The sequence below is a fragment of the Intrasporangium sp. genome, from assembly GCF_036566125.1.
In the GTDB taxonomy this organism is placed as follows: Bacteria; Actinomycetota; Actinomycetes; order Actinomycetales; family Dermatophilaceae; genus Intrasporangium.
Genome location: NZ_DATCWX010000020.1, coordinates 1 through 16,605, shown reverse-complemented (window position 1 = coordinate 16,605; position 16,605 = coordinate 1). Strand labels below are relative to the sequence as shown.

18 protein-coding genes and 1 pseudogene are annotated in these 16,605 nt (G+C 70.3%); 10 read left to right on the top strand and 9 right to left on the bottom strand.

Annotation, left to right across the window (positions count from 1 at the left end):
* The first annotated feature begins 180 nt into the window (after positions 1 to 180).
* From VIR15_RS01255 to VIR15_RS01225, 7 genes are all read left to right on the top strand, one after another.
* Positions 181 to 552 (top strand): hypothetical protein, encoded by a 372-nt coding sequence (locus tag VIR15_RS01255; RefSeq protein ID WP_331925651.1) that lies wholly within the window; start codon positions 181 to 183, stop codon positions 550 to 552.
* 136 nt (positions 553 to 688) lie between these two features.
* Positions 689 to 1,723, top strand: a complete 1,035-nt coding sequence (locus VIR15_RS01250) for a sulfate ABC transporter substrate-binding protein (RefSeq protein WP_331925650.1) — start codon at positions 689 to 691, stop codon at positions 1,721 to 1,723.
* Complete coding sequence (gene cysT, locus VIR15_RS01245) at positions 1,720 to 2,613, top strand: sulfate ABC transporter permease subunit CysT (RefSeq protein WP_331925649.1); 894 nt, start codon at positions 1,720 to 1,722, stop codon at positions 2,611 to 2,613. The genes VIR15_RS01250 and cysT overlap by 4 nt, the downstream gene beginning before the upstream one ends.
* Complete coding sequence (cysW, locus tag VIR15_RS01240; protein ID WP_331925648.1) at positions 2,610 to 3,416, top strand: sulfate ABC transporter permease subunit CysW; 807 nt, start codon at positions 2,610 to 2,612, stop codon at positions 3,414 to 3,416. The genes cysT and cysW overlap by 4 nt, the downstream gene beginning before the upstream one ends.
* Complete coding sequence (locus VIR15_RS01235) at positions 3,413 to 4,423, top strand: sulfate/molybdate ABC transporter ATP-binding protein (RefSeq protein WP_331925647.1); 1,011 nt, start codon at positions 3,413 to 3,415, stop codon at positions 4,421 to 4,423. The genes cysW and VIR15_RS01235 overlap by 4 nt, the downstream gene beginning before the upstream one ends.
* A 26-nt stretch (positions 4,424 to 4,449) precedes the next feature.
* A complete protein-coding gene (locus VIR15_RS01230; RefSeq protein ID WP_331925646.1) occupies positions 4,450 to 4,914 on the top strand; it encodes an RrF2 family transcriptional regulator in 465 nt (154 codons plus the stop codon).
* A gap of 158 nt (positions 4,915 to 5,072) precedes the next feature.
* Positions 5,073 to 5,327 (top strand): PspC domain-containing protein, encoded by a 255-nt coding sequence (locus tag VIR15_RS01225; RefSeq protein WP_331925645.1) that lies wholly within the window; start codon positions 5,073 to 5,075, stop codon positions 5,325 to 5,327.
* Here VIR15_RS01225 and VIR15_RS01220 read toward each other — a convergent pair.
* The 8 genes from VIR15_RS01220 to VIR15_RS01185 all read right to left on the bottom strand — a co-directional run bounded on the left by VIR15_RS01220 (position 5,303) and on the right by VIR15_RS01185 (position 11,361).
* A complete protein-coding gene (locus VIR15_RS01220) occupies positions 5,303 to 5,755 on the bottom strand; it encodes an Rv3654c family TadE-like protein (RefSeq protein ID WP_331925644.1) in 453 nt (150 codons plus the stop codon). The genes VIR15_RS01225 and VIR15_RS01220 overlap by 25 nt on opposite strands.
* Before the next feature lie 11 nt (positions 5,756 to 5,766).
* Positions 5,767 to 6,099 carry a TadE family type IV pilus minor pilin gene (locus VIR15_RS01215; protein WP_331925653.1) on the bottom strand — a complete coding sequence of 111 codons (333 nt, stop codon included), beginning with the start codon at positions 6,097 to 6,099 and terminating at the stop codon, positions 5,767 to 5,769.
* Positions 6,100 to 6,128: 29 nt separating this feature from the next.
* Positions 6,129 to 6,266 (bottom strand): DUF4244 domain-containing protein, encoded by a 138-nt coding sequence (locus VIR15_RS01210; RefSeq protein WP_414654885.1) that lies wholly within the window; start codon positions 6,264 to 6,266, stop codon positions 6,129 to 6,131.
* A 110-nt stretch (positions 6,267 to 6,376) separates the two neighbouring features.
* Positions 6,377 to 7,036: a type II secretion system F family protein gene (locus VIR15_RS01205; RefSeq protein WP_331925643.1), complete on the bottom strand. Its 660-nt coding sequence runs from the start codon at positions 7,034 to 7,036 to the stop codon at positions 6,377 to 6,379.
* Entirely contained in the window at positions 7,033 to 7,836 is an 804-nt protein-coding gene (locus tag VIR15_RS01200) for a type II secretion system F family protein (protein WP_331925642.1), read from the bottom strand. The genes VIR15_RS01205 and VIR15_RS01200 overlap by 4 nt, the downstream gene beginning before the upstream one ends.
* Positions 7,833 to 8,996, bottom strand: coding sequence for a TadA family conjugal transfer-associated ATPase (locus VIR15_RS01195; protein ID WP_414654884.1), 1,164 nt, complete (start codon positions 8,994 to 8,996; stop codon positions 7,833 to 7,835). The genes VIR15_RS01200 and VIR15_RS01195 overlap by 4 nt, the downstream gene beginning before the upstream one ends.
* Positions 8,993 to 9,820: a P-loop NTPase gene (locus VIR15_RS01190; RefSeq protein WP_331925640.1), complete on the bottom strand. Its 828-nt coding sequence runs from the start codon at positions 9,818 to 9,820 to the stop codon at positions 8,993 to 8,995. Before VIR15_RS01190 ends, VIR15_RS01195 begins: the two co-directional genes overlap by 4 nt.
* A gap of 638 nt (positions 9,821 to 10,458) precedes the next feature.
* Positions 10,459 to 11,361, bottom strand: a complete 903-nt coding sequence (locus VIR15_RS01185) for a Fic family protein (RefSeq protein WP_331925639.1) — start codon at positions 11,359 to 11,361, stop codon at positions 10,459 to 10,461.
* Positions 11,362 to 11,423: 62 nt separating this feature from the next.
* On the opposite strand from VIR15_RS01185, the gene VIR15_RS01180 reads away from it, so the two are divergent.
* From VIR15_RS01180 to acs, 3 genes are all read left to right on the top strand, one after another.
* Entirely contained in the window at positions 11,424 to 12,416 is a 993-nt protein-coding gene (locus tag VIR15_RS01180; RefSeq protein WP_331925638.1) for a hypothetical protein, read from the top strand.
* Positions 12,417 to 12,651: 235 nt separating this feature from the next.
* Entirely contained in the window at positions 12,652 to 13,782 is a 1,131-nt protein-coding gene (gene trpS / locus VIR15_RS01175) for a tryptophan--tRNA ligase (protein ID WP_331925637.1), read from the top strand.
* A gap of 280 nt (positions 13,783 to 14,062) precedes the next feature.
* Positions 14,063 to 16,042, top strand: coding sequence for an acetate--CoA ligase (gene acs / locus VIR15_RS01170; protein ID WP_331925636.1), 1,980 nt, complete (start codon positions 14,063 to 14,065; stop codon positions 16,040 to 16,042).
* Positions 16,043 to 16,299: 257 nt separating this feature from the next.
* On the opposite strand, the pseudogene VIR15_RS01165 reads toward acs, so the two are convergent.
* A pseudogene (locus VIR15_RS01165) lies at positions 16,300 to 16,605 on the bottom strand (HNH endonuclease signature motif containing protein); the annotation flags it as partial.

The following is a 16,605-nucleotide window of genomic DNA, read 5'->3' as shown; positions in this document are numbered from 1 at the left end:
GCGGCCGCCGGCAACATGACAGTTGACGCTCCGGCAACGGCGACGCTGGGCCAGAAGGGCAGCATCGGGCTGTCCTTCACCGGACTCGCACCGGCCACGAAGTACCTCGGGTCGGTCGCCTACTCCGGCGTGGACGGGATGCCCAACCCGACGGTCGTCCGGGTGGACGTCCCCTGACGGATGCCACCCAAGAGGAAGCGGGGAGGTCCAGGCAACGGCCGGGGCCTCCCCGCTCCGCGTTCCGGCGACGATCGTCTCGGCGCCGAGGAGCTGCGTGAGCAGCTGCGGCGAGCGGTGGCAGCCGCAGCGGGCCCGCGCCGCCCGGCCGACGTCGTCGTGACCGGGACGTTGTCCCGGGCCGACGTGGAAACGCATCCGCTCGTGCTCACCGACGAGCGCGGCGAGGTGTGGGAGCTCGTCCTCCCTGCCCGCTGGTCGCTCGATGCCTCCCCCGGCGCGAGGGTCACCGTGAGGGGCGACGTCATCGACGAGGAGTCGTCGACCCAGGTCGCACCCCGCCTGCGCGTCCGGTCACTGTCTCGCGCGGACTGAGCCCAGCGGCATACGGCACTCTCTCTTCCATCATCTGAGACATAACCCATCGTTTGTTGACCGATAACTTTCGCCTATTGAAGACTCCAATGCATCCCACAGATGCGCGTCAGTGCACCGACGACAGGAGTCGCTCATGTCCAGCCCCATCCGCACCGCTACGGCCCTGACCCTCGTGTCGACCCTGGGCCTCGCGGCCTGCGCCGGCGGCGGCTCGAGTGACACTGTGGGGCAGCCGGACTCGACCAATGTCGCCGGAGTGGGGACCACTCTCAACCTCTATGCGTACGCCGTGCCAAAGGTGGCGTTCGACAGGCTCATCCCAGCCTTCCAGCAGACCCCGGCCGGGAAGGGCGTCGAGTTCCAGCAGAGCTATGGCGCCTCCGGCGACCAGAGCCGCAAGGTAGCCGCGGGCGCGGAAGCCGACTTGGTCAACTTCTCGGTCGAGCCGGACGTGAGCCGACTCGTCGACGCAGGACTCGTCGACGCGGACTGGAACGCGGACGAGCACGCCGGCATCCCGTTCGGGTCGGTCGTCACCATCGTCGTGCGCAAGGGCAACCCGAAGGGCATCACGGACTGGGACGACCTGCTCGAGCCCGGCGTCGAGGTCGTCACACCGAACCCCTTCTCGTCCGGGTCCGCCAAGTGGAACCTGCTCGCCCCTTACGCGGCCAAGAGTGAGGGCGGCACGAACGTGGACGCCGGGTTGGCCTACGTGAGCAAGCTGGTCGGCGAGCACGTGACGATCCAGCCCAAGTCCGGGCGCGAGGCGACCGAGGCGTTCCTCCAGGGCAGCGGCGACGCCCTGCTCAGCTACGAGAACGAGGCGCTCTTCATCGAGGCGAACGGCGACCCGGTCGAGCACGTCACGCCGCCCCAGACCTTCAAGATCGAGAATCCCGTCGCGGTGCTCAAGGGCAGCGAGAACCGCGCGGCGGCCGAGGCGTTCAATCAGTACCTCTACACCGCCGGGGCGCAGACGCTGCTGGCCCAGGCTGGATTCCGACCGGTCGACGAGGCTGTGGCTGCTCAGTTCGCAACGACGTTCCCGGCTCCCGCCAAGCTCTGGACGGTCGCCGACCTCGGTGGGTGGAAGGCCGTCGACTCCGAGCTCTTCAAGAAGGACGTCGGCGCGATCGCCAAGATCTACGACGCCGCGACGCAATGACCGCACCATCCGAGACGCTCGAGCGCAGGGAGGCCGCGGACGCGGCCTCCCCCTCGGCGAAGCCTGCTCAGCGCCAGCGGACCGCACGACGGCGCTGGTCGGCCGGGATCCAACCGCTCGGCGTCGGCGTCGCGACGCTCTGGCTCAGCGTCATCGTGCTGCTGCCACTGGCTGCCCTGACGGTCGCCGCCTTCGAGGATGGCTGGGCTGGCTTCTGGGAGGCGGTCACGGCGCCGGCCGCAATGGCGTCGCTGCGGATCACCGTGCTGGTGTCGGCCCTCGTCGCCGGCCTGAACGCGGTCATGGGCACCCTCATCGCCTGGGTCCTCGTCCGCGACACCTTCCCCGGACAGCGGGTCGTCAACGCGCTCATCGACCTGCCCTTCGCGCTGCCCACGATCGTCGCGAGCATCGTCCTGCTGTCGCTCTACGGCCCGAGCAGCCCGATCGGCGTCCAGCTCAACGCGACGACCTGGGGACTGGTGGTGGCCCTGGCGTTCGTCACCCTCCCCTTCGTCGTCCGCTCGGTCCAGCCGGTGCTCATCGAGGCCGATCGGGAGGTCGAGGAGGCGGCGGCCTCGCTCGGTGCTTCGAGCTGGACGACGTTCCGCCGCGTCGTCCTGCCAACGCTCGGTCCGGCCATCGCCAGCGGGACCGGTCTGGCGTTCGCACGCGCCATCGGTGAGTACGGCTCGGTCGTCCTCATCGGCGGCAACATCCCGCGCGAGACCCAGGTCGCGTCGCAGTACATCCAGCAGCAGATCGAGATCGACCGGCCCGTCAACGCGGCAGCGGTTTCCGTGGCGTTGTTGCTCATCGCCTTCGCGACGCTGTTCGTCCTGCGGGTCCTGTCGTCCCGGGCTCAGCGGCGAGAGGAGCGGGCGGCGTGAAGAGCAGCATCGGAACACGAGTTGCCCTGCGCACCATGGCGCTCGGTTACCTCGTCATCCTGATTGCCGTGCCGATCGGCGTCATCCTGTGGAGAGCCTTTGCGCCGGGCGTGGGTGCCTTCATCGCCTCCGTCTCGACTCCGGCGGGCCAGTCGGCCATCAACCTGTCGCTGCTCATCGTGGCCATCGTCGTGCCGCTCAACGTCGTCTTCGGCGTCATCACGGCACTGGCCCTGGTCCGCGGGCGATTCCGCGGGCGCGGGCTGCTGCAGGGCATCGTGGATCTGCCGTTCGCCGTCTCGCCCATCGTCGTCGGGGTGGCCCTCATCATGCTCTGGGGCACGGCCGGCTGGTTCGGGGCGCTGGACCGTGCCGGGTTCAAGGTCATCTTCGGGCTCCCCGGGATGGTCATCGCGACCATCTTCGTCACCATGCCCTTCGTCGTCCGAGAGGTCGAGCCGGTGCTGCACGAGATCGGCACGGAGCAGGAGCAGGCAGCCGCCACGCTGGGCGCGTCCGGATGGCAGACGTTCTGGCGCATCACCCTTCCAGCGATCCGGTGGGGCCTGACCTATGGCGTCGTGCTCACCGTCGCCCGGGCGCTCGGGGAGTTCGGCGCAGTGATCATGGTGTCGTCGGGCTTCCCGGGGGTGTCGCAGACCCTGACCCTGCTGGTGCACGCGCGCTACATCGACGACCACAACACGTATGGCGCGTATGCCGCCGCCACCCTCCTCATGGGCATCGCGCTCGTCGTACTGCTGCTCATGACCGTTCTCGACCGCAAGAGGAACAACCGATGATCACCGTGACGGCGGCGCGCAAGGAGTTCGGCAGCTTCACGGCGCTGGACGACGTCAGCCTCGAGATCCCCAGCGGATCACTCACCGCCCTCCTCGGCCCCAGCGGGAGCGGGAAGTCGACCCTGCTTCGGGCCATCGCCGGCCTCGAGTCACTGGACTCCGGGATCGTCACGATCGGGGGGAGCGACGTGACGAATGAGCCACCACAGCGGCGCGGGATCGGCTTCGTCTTCCAGCACTACGCGGCGTTCAAGCACCTCACCGTCCGGGACAACGTCGCCTTCGGCCTGACCATCCGCAAGCGCCCGAAGGCCGAGATCGGCGCCAAGGTCGACGAACTGCTGCACGTCGTCGGACTCGAGGGCTTCGCCGACCGCTATCCAGCGCAACTGTCCGGCGGCCAGCGGCAGCGGATGGCCCTGGCGCGGGCACTTGCCGTGGACCCGCAGGTGCTGCTCCTCGACGAGCCCTTCGGTGCGCTCGACGCCAAGGTGCGGACGGACCTGCGCACCTGGCTGCGCCGGCTCCACAACGAGGTCCACGTGACCACAGTCCTCGTGACGCATGACCAGGAGGAGGCCCTGGACGTCGCCGACCGCATCGCGGTGCTCAACCAGGGTCGGATAGAGCAGGTTGGCGACCCGGTCGCGCTCTACGACCGGCCGGCCAACGACTTCGTGATGTCCTTCCTCGGCTCGGTCGCCCGGCTCGGCGAGCAGCTCGTCCGGCCGCACGACATCGTCCTCGAGAGGAACCACGCCCTGGCCGTGGCCGAGGACGCGAAGATCCCCGGCTCCCCGGGCGTCATCAGAGCGGTGGTCGAGCGTGTGGTCCGGCTCGGCTTCGAGGTTCGCATCGACCTCCGGGCGGACTCCGGCGAGCGTTTCGCGGCCCAGATCACGCGACGTGACGCCGACGGACTCGGCTTGCGCGAGGGCGAGAAGGTGAGTGCCCGAGCCGCGCATCGATCGAGCGTCGTCGACCACGACCCGGCACTCGCCATCTGACGCTCGCGCGGATCAGGAGCAAAGCGATGGATGTCTCCGCACGCGTCGACTACGCAGTCCGGGCGATGCTGATCCTGGCCGAGGCTGCGGCCAGCGGATCGGGTCCGGTCAGCATCGAGCATCTCGCCTCGCGGCAGGACCTGCCTCGCAAGTTCCTCGAGACGATCTTCGCGGATCTGCGCCGGGCCGGGCTCGTGCTGAGCCGGCGCGGCGCTCTCGGCGGCTACGCCCTGGCCCGGCCACGCACCGAGATCAGCGTCGGGGACATCTTCCGAGCCGTGGACGGGCCACTCGCCGAGGTTCGCGGCCTGCGCCCCCAGGACACGTCGTACGTCGGGGTCGCCGAGCACCTGCCGAGCCTCTGGGTCGCGGTGCGGGCGAGCCTGCGCGAGGTCCTCGACGGCACGTCGGTGGAGGCCCTGCGCACCGGCGACCTGCCCGATCGGGTGCGCCAGCTCATCACGGCGCCCGACGCCTGGCGCAACCGCTGACCTGAACCCTGAACCGCTGGAACCTGGACCCTGAGCGCGTGCCAAGGGTCGCTTCCGGGTCGCCTACGGGCGTCCCCCAATGGGATGCGAGCGGCTGTCGGCGGACAGTAGAGGTGTCAGGAACGGTTCCTGGCACATCTCAAGGGAAGCACCACACCATGAACGACATCCAGCAGACCTTCGCCGACAACGGCTTCGTCCGACCCCGCGAGGATCGAGTGCTGGCCGGTGTCTGCGCCGGCCTCGGAAGGCGATTCGGCTTGGCACCGTGGCCGGCCCGAATCCTGTTCATCCTCATCCTCCTCGTCCTCCCCGGAAGCCAGATCCTGGTCTACCCGATCCTCGCGATCCTCATGCCGTCCGAGCAGTCGGTCATGGATCGTCCGCGCTACCCGGGCCCGACAACCGCGTGAGCCGCTGGTAGCGCCAGTGGCGCACCAGGTCCCGCCTTGGCTCGCGCCCGGGCCGGCTCGGGCCAGACGGAAGCGGTCACCGCGACGGTGACCTCGAGCGTGAGACCGTCGCCCGCGCAGCTCACCAGGTCGGCATCGTTGATCCCGGCCACTCGGTGGGCCGTGGCACAGGCTCCATCCACCGACGCCCCGTCGCGCAGCCGGGCGGCTCCCGCGAGCGCTGCCAGGTCGGCAGCAAGGCGGGCGCGGTGGCTCGCGACAACCGCACTTGCCAGGACCACCCCGCCCACCGTCATCGCGAGCAGGACCGCGACGAGGCCAAGCACGAGCACGGTCGCGGCACCACGGTCAGAGGTCGAGCCCAATGCCCGGGCGGATGGCATGCGCAGCCACCGCCCGGCCACTGGCGTCTCGGGAGACTCTGCCATCGACGCCGACCTCATCCGCCGATGCCTTCCTCGATCGGCGTCCGCGCCGTTGCGCTGACCGACCACGAGGGCACCACGCCGCCCCAACCACCGACCCGGGCGCGCACGGTGACCACCGCGTCACCGCCGTGCCGCGCCACGGTGACGACGGCGCCGTCCGGGGCGCCGCGTCGCGCCAGATCGTGCACCCGTCCGGGCGAGTCTCCACGCGCTGCAGCACGGCTGCCGAGCAGCGCCGCATCCACGCACCGGACCTGCTCGACCGCGGCGTTCAGGCCGGCCAGGCAGGCGACGAGGACCAGGACGACGACCGGGATGGCGACGGCCAGCTCGGCCGTCACCATCCCCCCGTCGCGGCGACGTCGGCGAAGCATCAACCCGCGAGACCCAGCGCGTTCTGGACGATGCCGACGAGTGCGTTGCGGACCGCATCCGACCGGACGACGCCGAGAAGCACCAGGGCGAATGTGCAGGCGGCCATGATGCCGACGGCGTACTCGGAGGTCGACATCCCGGCCTCCCGGCGCAACCTCCGCGTCGCTCGCCTCATTCGTATGCCCATATGGACTCCCTTCCCTCTCAATGACTCTCACGACCTCGTGCCGTGAGAGGCCCATGCCGTCAGCCGGTCAACATCTGCCCCGCGAGCGCCACGACGAGCGGGACGACGGTCGTGAGGCAGAAGGCCGGGAGCAGCACCAGTCCCAGCGGGGCGACGAGTCGCACGCCGACCCGGGCCCCTGCGAGCTCGACCTGCTCGAGCGACTCCCGTCTGAGGTCCTCGGCAGCTGTCAGCAACAGCGGCCCTGGCGCGATCCCGGCTCGATGGGCGATGGCGACGGCCCGCCCCGCTGCGGACCAGACCTGCCCAACCGATGCCCAGGCCTCGTCGTCGGAGGCCCCCCACCGCAGTGCGGCAGCGACCTGGCGAAGGTCACGAACCACCGGGGCCTTGTGACCGTCCGCGGAGCCGTGCAGGACATCGGCAACCGCGCCCAGGACCTCCCAGGTCGGAAGGCCCGACCGGTATCCCAGCGCGAGAAGGACCAGGGCCGCGTTGACCTCGTCGGGCATCGCCGCGTCCGGCGGCGCCGGCCGTTCCGACCACGAGGCACCGTATCCCGTGACTCCATTGCGTCCTTCGGTTCCGTCGGCTCGCTCGCCCCCCTTGGCTCCATCTCCCCCATCGGGCAACTCATCGCGTCGACCCGGCGCCGCCAGCACGGCTAGAGCCGTGAACAGCCCCGCCACGATCGCGGGACTCACGAGAGCCCGACTCACGCTGGCCTCCGAGTCCCGCGCCCGGCGCTGCTGCCGTTCATGGCCGAGTCGACGAGACGGCGGCACCAGAGACGGCCGGCCCAGATGAGGACCACCCCCACGACCGCCGACACGGTGCCGATCGGGTTGGACAGGTACAGCTCCGTGGGAGGGACCCCGCAGGCCATGCCGAACACCGGACCCGTCAGCGGCAACACGGTCAGGACCATTACCGTCGCGCGCGGACCGGCGACGGCGACGTTGATCCGCCGCGCCCGCTCCCGGGACTCGCGTACGGAGACCACCGCGCGCTGGACCGCCTCCGCGAGCGGTGCGCCGGTCCGCTCGGAGAGCTGCCAGGCCGCAGCCACGAACGAGAGGTCAGCCGAGCCGGTGCGTGCCGCCCACGACTGCCAGACCGGCGCGATGGGGCTGCCCCGCTCGCAGACACCGGCCAGCTCGCCGACGAACGCCCGGATGCCGGGATCAACCGTGGACCCCAGAGCGGCACCGGACAGACGCACGGCAACCGACGGTGGGAGGCCTGCCTCGAGGGCCGGGGCGATCCCCTCCAACAGGGCCAGGATCGCGGGCGACGACGACGTGGCCCGCCGCTGCTGCCGCCACTCGCGGAACAGCTCCACCGGGTCGGACCGCCAGAGCTGACGCAACCTCTCGGTGCCGCCTCCCGGAGCTGGAGCGGTCTCGTCCAACACAGGCGGCGGTTCCAACACCTGGTTCACCCGGGCGAGGCGTTCACCGGTCGGCAGCACGACGACGGCAAGGACCAAGAGCAGGCCGGCCAGGACCGCCGCAGTCATGCTCGACTCCGATGCCCGAGGCTGTCCACGATCGCCGGGTCAAGGCCGAGACGATGGGCGAGGGCGGGCCAAGCCGGCCCGACGGCACCGGCGCCAGCCCGGGTCAGGGCCGTCTCGACAATCGGATCACCATCCCTACGGAAGACGGCCGAGATCGTCTGGACCTGCCGGGTCGGGCCCCGCCGGGTCACGTGGACGACGACGTCGATGGCAGCGGCGACCTGCGCCCGCACAGCCGCCGGGCCTAGCCCCGCCAGCGCGCCCAACGCCTCGAACCTGGCGATCACGTCCTCGGGGGCATTCGCGTGCACGGTGCCGCACCCTCCCTCGTGACCGGTATTGAGCGCCGCGAGCAGCTCACGCACTTCGGCCCCCCGCACCTCGCCGACGACGATGCGGTCCGGGCGCATGCGCAGCGACTGCCGCACCAGGGTCGTCAGGGTGACCTCGCCCGCGCCTTCGACGTTCGGCGGCCGAGCCTCGAGCCGCACGACGTGCGGGTGGTCGACGTGGAGCTCCCGGACGTCCTCGACCACGAGCAGCCGGTCGCCGGGGTGGACGAGTCCGAGGAGGGCCGCCAGCAGGGTCGTCTTCCCAGCGCCGGTCCCGCCGGAGACGACAAAGGCCAGACGCCGGGTCACGATCTCCCGGAGCACCACGGCCCAAGTCGGCGGAAACATGCCCGCGGCCTCGAGTACCGCAAAGGACAGGTGGTCCCGGGCGGGTACCCGGATGGTGATGTGCGGACCGCCCGCCACCAGTGGCGGCAGGACCGCATGCAGACGAGCACCGGAGGGCAGCTGGCCGTCGACCCACGGGCTCGCCTCGTCCAGGCGCCGCGCAGCCGCGGCGGCGAGTCGGACCGCGAGCGCACGAGCGTCCTCGGCGGAGAGCACCGATCCGGTCCACTCCATGCCCGCCCCACGGTCGATCCAGACCTTGCCGTCGCCGTTGACGGCCAGGTCGGTGACCGCGGGGTCGTCGAGCCAGACCTCCAGCGGACCCGCTCCGAGGACCCGTGCCGCCAGCGCCTCTCTCGACTCGGCAACGCGCTCGGCGCCCAGTGCCCCCGTCTCCTCCTTGGCCACATCGGCGACGAGGCCGGCGTCCGGCGCCAAACCGTCCCGCACCCGCTGCCATACCGCTGGGCTGAGGGTCACGCGGACCACCGCCAGCCCGTGTCGGAGGGCTCCGCTACGCCGCCCAGATCCAGCGGTGGTCTGGACACGAGACGCAACAGCAGCTCGTCGGCCGCATCCACGACGGACCCGCGTCCGCGCGACCCGGGCGCCACCCCACGCATGGCGTCGGAGACGAGCCGCAGGTCGTCAGCGACCGTAGCCACGATCGGAGCGTCGAGGTGGTCACTCACCGCATCGGCCACGTCGTCCTCGATGCGCCTGCCGCGCAGCACGATCCACGGCTCGCAACGCGGTCGCGGTCTGCCAGGACCGGATCCATCGCCCGGTCCCGCAATGGCTTCCTCGACGACCTGCCGGAGGAGTGGAACCGAGGCCGCAGCCGCAGCCAGTTGCGGCACCGCCGTCCCGACCATGACGACCCACGCGTCGACGAGCCCCGCAACGGCAGATACGACTCGCGCGTCGCGCGCGACATCGAGCACCGTGACGGGATGGGCCGCGGACAGCCCGGCCACGACGTCGGGCAGGATCCGCACCCATTCCTCCCCCAGGGCACGCGCGGAGCCAACCGAGGCGCCGAGCACCGGCACCGTCTCCGTCGCGGGCAGCTCGCGCACGAGGCCCACTCCGTCGACGACCCCAGCCACGTCGAGCAAGTGGTCCCACCGCCATCCGGGCTCCTGCTCGACCCCGAGGACGACGTCGAGCCGTCCCCCGAACCGGTCGAGGTCGACGGCGACCACCGACCGACCGGCCTCAGCGGCCCGGACCGCGACGACGGCAGCGATCGTGGTGGCCCCGACCCCACCCGAGGCCGGCATGACGGCGATGACGTGTCCCATGCACCAACCGTCACCGAATCGCAGGAGCCGGCCCAGCGGCATACGGCCTGCTGTGGACAGCCCGGCACCCGCCGCAGGGATGTGGACGACGTGCGTTGTGCGGAAAGGCGGTGGCCCCCGTCCGGGGGGAGACGGGGGACCACCTCACGGGACTGGCACCGGGGGGGAGAGCCAGTGACCCGTTGCGCTCAACCCCGAGGGGAGCGCATATCCATCGTCCGTCTTTCACGCCCCCAAATGCAAACCAGACTCAGCGCGGCGAGAAGGCGAACCCCGTCTGAACACCCCAGGCCGGGTCAAACCGCCCGCCGTGATCCCAGAGACGACCCTGGAGATGAGCCCGGAGACGCGGACGAGGCCCCCAACGATGTCGGGGGCCTCATGAGAACGAGGTGGGCTACCAAGCGTGCATTCCCGAAGTGTCGCCCCGGTGTGGACCCGAGGGTGGACTGTTCCAAGTGAACTGTCGTCGCGTGGGTACCTCTCGCTCTCGCTTGTACTGCCTTGGACCCGTCCGTCGCCTCACGGCGATGCATTGGTTCCTGCATCCTTTGTACCGCAGGCGCCTCCGCGGCAACAGTCTTGACATCACAGCAAAGGTGGTTCTCTCCGTCACAACCGACCGTCACACGCGACCGTCAGCCGAGCCGCCCCACCCGGACCGCGTCACAGATCCGCTCGCCCTCGGCGACGCCCTTGAGGACGGCGTCCGCCGCCTGCCCGAGCCACAGTCCCACTCCCGCCGCCGTCCCCTTGCCGTATGCCGCTGAGCTGCCTGTGTAGGTCACCGCGCCGTTCGCGACGTGGCCGGCTTCCGGGACGGCGACACCGGTCGGGTCGAGGCCGAGCGCCTGGATCAGGGCGCGCTCGAGGGCCCGGGCGACGAGGCCGTTGCCGTGGGCGAAGGGCCGGATGGCGATGACCTCTCCGTGGACGATGGACGAGATGACCACGGCGGGAACGCGATTGGTGGCCGTTGATGCGGCCACGATGAGGTCGGCCAGCTGAGCGAGCCGTTGCGACACCTCGGCGGCGTCCGGCGCTGGCCCGAGGTCGACGAACTCGGTCGTGTCCTCACCGGCGACCCGGGGCCGGCCGAGTGTGCCGGTGTCGTCGGTGAGGTTGGCGTCTCGGCCGCGGACGAAGGGCGAGGCGGCCGCGACATGGAGCCGGGCGAGAGCCTGAAGGGGCGCGGTGCGAACGATGGAGGCGACTCGCTCGCTCTCGGCTGTCGCGGCGATCGCGCCCTTGAGCGTCGCCAGGTCCGGGCTGAGGTCGTCGGGCCAGGGGCGGGCGCCGGTCGTCAGCTCGCGAACCAGGTCCAGGGGGTAGTCGACGCCGTCGAGGACGGCAGAGGCCCGAGCTCCGCGGACGCGTGACTCCGCCGCAGCCTCGGGGATGCGCCTGCGCAGCGCCTCGTGGAACCGCAGCTTGGTGCAGGCCTCCCGCACCGCATCCGCCTTGTCCCGAATGCCCGGGAGGTCCGCGAGTGTGGCCAGCTGGTCGACGATCGCGTCGCGGGTTGGGTTCCGGTCGGGCATCGGTCCAGCGTAGGAGTTGGCGATCGCAGCCGAAGCGGCGGCCTCGGTGCCACGATGAGCAGATGGGCAGTGACGAGACTGCCGAGGCTGCCGAGGTGATCGACTGGTTGCTCGGGGGCGACATCGCCGTCGCCTACCTCACCACGCGTGACCTCCTGCACCGGGATGAGCCGAGCCTGCAGAGGCGGATCGCCACCGAGGGCGTGGGCGCCGCGCTGCTGGCCGCGCGACGACCCGACGGCCACTGGGGTCGGGGCTTCTACCAGCCGAAGTGGACCTCGAGCCACTACACCCTGCTCGAGCTGTGCAACCTCGGGCTTTCGCCTGACCACCCGGCGGCCCAGGAGTCGGTGCAACTCATCCTCGCCGCGAACAAGGTCCGCGACGGCGGGGTCCACCCCAACCCGCGCGGCGGAGTCAGCGAGACCTGCATCAACGGCATGACGCTCCACTACGCAAGCTACTTCGGCGCGCCCGAGGCCGACCTGGTGAGCCTCGTCGACTGCCTGCTCGAGAGTCGCGTATCGGACGGCGGGTTCAACTGCCAGCACCGGCCGCCCAGGCATCCGGTGGAGCACTCATCGATGCACACGACGGTATCCGTGCTGGAGGGAATCCACTCCTACCGGTCCGCCGGCTACGGACACCGCCGCGATGAGCTCGGCGAGGCGGCCGACACGGCGGTGGAGTTCCTGCTCCGGCACGAGCTCTTCAAGAGCGAGCGCACCGGCGAGGTGATCCGCGCGGACTTCACCCGGGTCCACCACCCACCGCGGTGGCACTTCGACATCCTCCGGGGACTCGAGTGCCTCGCCGTGATGGGAGTCCCGCAGGACCCACGGATGGTCGCTGCCCTCGACCTGCTGCGTGCCCGACGCCGGGCCGACGGCCGCTGGACCGCCACGGTGTGGCCCGGCGAGACGCACGTCCCGCCGGACCCGGGCCGAGAGCCATCGCGGTGGGCGACGCTCAGGGCGCTTCGGGTCCGTTACCGTTTCGAGATGCGCGATGACCGACTCCCGGGCACACTGGGTGGAGTTGGGACCTCCCGCTGACTCGACCGGTTCGTGCGGTCGAGACGGGGCGAGGTCCCACGCACGTTTTTCCAGTCGGTTATCCTCGATGGCATGAGCTCGTTCGCGTCGACCAACCGCGCGTGGTGGCTGCCCAGCTGAGGCGGCCCATCCCAACGAACCATCATTCCGAGCCGCCTGCGGGCGGCTCTTCGCCTGTCACGTGGTTCTCACTGACAGGGCTGTCTCCCGTGGGCCCACCCCAAGGAGAGACGACATGACCACCACCGTCACCCGCGACGAGTTCCCTGACCAGATCCATGACGAGGTGCACTCCGACGAGAGCGCGACCTATGCGGCAGCGCGCGAGCGCAGTGCTGTGCTCGACCAGCTCATCGACGAGCACGCGGCGAGCGACTCGTCGCGCTTCCGGATGCTCACCGGCGACCGCCCGACCGGCCCGCTCCACGTCGGGCACTATCTCGGCAGCCTGCGCAACCGAGTGCGTTTGCAGGACAAAGGAGTTGAGACCTTCGTCCTGGTCGCTGACTACCAGGTCATCACCGATCGCGACGTCGTCGGCGAGATCGGCCACCACGTGCACCAGCTCGTGCTCGACTACCTCGCGGCCGGCATTGACCCGGAGCGGTCGACAATCTTCGCGCACTCGGCGGTGCCCCCGCTGAACCAGCTGGTCCTGCCGTTCCTGTCGCTGACGACCGACACCGAGCTGCGACGCAACCCGACCGTGAAGGACGAGCTCGCGCTCACCGGCGGCCGCCCCCTGTCCGGACTGCTCCTCACCTACCCGGTGCACCAGGCGGCCGACATCCTCTTCTGCCACGCCCGGGTCGTTCCCGTCGGCCGCGACCAGCTGCCTCACGTCGAGCAGACCAGGGCGATCGCCCGCCGCTTCAACCAGAGGTATGCCGCTGGGCACAGTGTGTTCACCGAGCCGGAGGCGCTGCTCAGCGACGTCCCACTGCTGCTCGGCACTGACGGGCAGAAGATGAGCAAGAGCCGCGGCAACACCATCAACCTGCGGGACACGGCAGACCAGACTGCAGCCCGGATCCGCGGGGCGCGGACGGACTCAGAGCGTCGAATCACCTTCGAGCCCATCGCGCGCCCCGAGGTGGCCAACCTCCTGACGCTCGCGGGCCTCTTCCTCGGCGAGGCGCCTGAGGCGATCGCCGAACGGGTCGGCAACGGAGGCGCGCGACAGCTCAAGGACGTCGTCACCGAAGCGGTGAACGAAGGGCTGCGAGGGCACCGGGCGAGGCGAGCCGAGCTGGAGCGCGACCCCGGATTCGTGTCCACCGTGCTCCGCGAGGGGAACGCCCGGGCGAACGAGGTGGCCGAGCGGACCCTCGCGACGGTTCGTGCCGTCATGGGCATGACCTACTGACCCCCGCTGACTCCTGCTGACCTGATCGAGTGAACAACTTCGGGGCACAAAAGCTGTTCACTCGATCGGGTGGGTGCCCAAATGTTGTTCACTCGATCGGGTGGGGGCCGCTCTTAGGTGCACGACCGCTCGTCGTCAACGTGAGACCGCTCGGCACGTTACTGACGGGTAGCGCTGAGACGAACGGCACGCACTATTGATGGGCGCCGAACCGTACGTTTGAGTGGAAGGAAGTGCGTTCCCCCACTCCAGCACCAATGTCGATGCGAAAGGTGAGCCCATGAGCGAGACGCTCGAGAACCTCCTCCAGGAGACCCGGACCTTCCCGCCCGCGCCGGAGTTCGCGGCCCGGGCCAACGGCTCAGCCGACCTGTACAAGCAGGCCGACGCCGACTTCGAGGGCTTCTGGGCCGAGCAGGCCCGCAAGTACGTCACGTGGAGCAAGGACTTCACGCAGACGCTGCAGTGGGACGCGCCCTTCGCGAAGTGGTTCGCGGACGGCGAGCTCAACGCCTGCTACAACGCCGTCGACCGGCACGTGGAGGCCGGCAACGGCGACCGGGTCGCGATCCACTGGGTGGGTGAGCCGGCGGACGACACCCGCGACATCACCTATGCCGAGCTGCACCGGGAGGTCCAGCGCGCCGCGAACGCCTTGGGGAACCTCGGGGTCGGCACCGGCGACACCGTCGCGATCTACCTGCCGATGATCCCCGAGGCGGTCGTCGCGATGCTCGCCTGCGCCCGCATCGGCGCCCCGCACTCGGTCGTCTTCGGCGGCTTCTCCGCCGAGGCGCTCCACTCGCGCATCGACGACGCCCGCGCCAAGGTCGTCATCACGGCCGACGGCGGCTACCGGCGCGGTTCGCCGTCGGCGCTGAAGCCGTCCGTCGACGCGGCGCTGGACCACGGCGACACGTCGGTCACCAACGTCCTCGTCATCCGCCGCACCGGCCAGGACACCCCGTGGACCGAGGGCCGGGACGTCTGGTGGCACGACGCGCTCGAGGCCGCGGACGCGACGCACGAGCCGGTCCACGTAGGCGCGGAGCACCCGCTCTTCATCCTCTACACCTCCGGCACAACGGGGAAGCCGAAGGGCATCCTGCACACGACCGGCGGCTACCTCGTCCAGAACGCGTACACGAACGCCGTCGTCCACGACGTGCACCCGGAGAGCGACGTCTACTGGTGCACGGCGGACATCGGCTGGGTCACCGGTCACAGCTACATCGTCTACGGGCCAATGACGCTCGGCGCGACGCAGGTGATGTACGAGGGCACGCCGGACACGCCGCACCAGGGCCGGTTCTGGGAGATCGTCGAGCAGAAGAAGGTGACGATCCTCTACACCGCCCCGACGGCGATCCGCACCTTCATGAAGTGGGGCGAGGACATCCCGGCGAAGTTCGACATGAGCTCGCTCCGCCTCCTCGGCTCGGTCGGTGAGCCGATCAACCCCGAGGCGTGGATGTGGTACCGACGCGCCATCGGTGGCGACCGCTGTCCCATCGTCGACACGTGGTGGCAGACGGAGACCGGCGCGATCATGATCAGCCCGCTGCCGGGCGTCACGGCCGCCAAGCCCGGTTCCGCGCAGCTCGCGATCCCTGGCGTCTCCGCCGAGGTCGTCGATGACACGGGCACGCCCGTGCCGAACGGACACGGCGGCTATCTCGTGCTGACCAAGCCATGGCCAGCGATGCTGCGCACGATCTGGGGCGACGACCAGCGCTACAAGGACACGTACTGGGGGCGCTTCGACGGCCTCTACTTCGCCGGTGACGGCGCCAAGAAGGACGACGAGGGCGACATCTGGGTGCTCGGACGCGTCGATGACGTCATGAACGTCTCCGGTCACCGCCTCTCGACGACGGAGATCGAGTCGGCCCTCGTGTCGCACCCGAAGGTCGCCGAGGCCGCCGTGGTCGGCGCCACCGACGAGATGACCGGCCAGGCCGTCGTCGCGTTCGTCATCCTCCGCTCTGAGGCGGTCGAGGAGGCCGACGAGCCGGGTGAGGGAGTCGACCTCGTCGCAGAACTGCGCAACCACGTGGCCAGGGAGATCGGCCCGATCGCGAAGCCGCGCTCGATCCTCATCGTCGCCGAGCTGCCGAAGACCCGCTCCGGCAAGATCATGCGCCGCCTGCTGCGCGACGTTGCCGAGAACCGCGAGGTCGGCGACGTCACGACGCTCGCCGACAGCTCCGTCATGGACCTGATCAAGTCCGGCCTGTCCTCCAAGGCGGACGCCGAGTAGTCGACGGCTTCGTCGAGGGGTGCCGGGTGGCGTGAATCAGACACCACCCGGCGCCCCTTGTCGTTTTGTGATGCCGTATGCCGCTGGGCTCGCTCCCCCACGCGTGCGACCTCCCAGCGGGCTCGGGTTTGCGAGGGCCCGAGAGCGGTGCGGCGGTGCACGATGACCGCTGTCGTCCGCATACGTGACATCGATCCGCATGTCCTGGGCATGCCTCTCGCCCCGCCAGGTCTCGGCGGGGTCGTGGGGCGGGGGCGCTATTCGTGCCAGGTGACGCTGGTGGCGGTGACGGTCGCGGTCAGCTCGTGACGGTGCACGTAGGTGTGGTGTCGTCGGCAGAGCAGGGCGGTGTTGAGCAGGCTGGTCCTGCCGCCGGCCCACCAGTGGCGCACGTGGTGCGCGTCGGTCCATTGCGCGGGGATGGTGCAGCCGGGGAAGGAGCAGCCCCGGTCGCGCTGCCAGAGCGCGGCCCGCAGCCCCTTGGTGACCAGCCGCCGGCTGCGGCCCACGTCCAGCGGCTCGCCGGTGGTGCCCAGCACCATCGGGATGATCTCGGCGTCGCA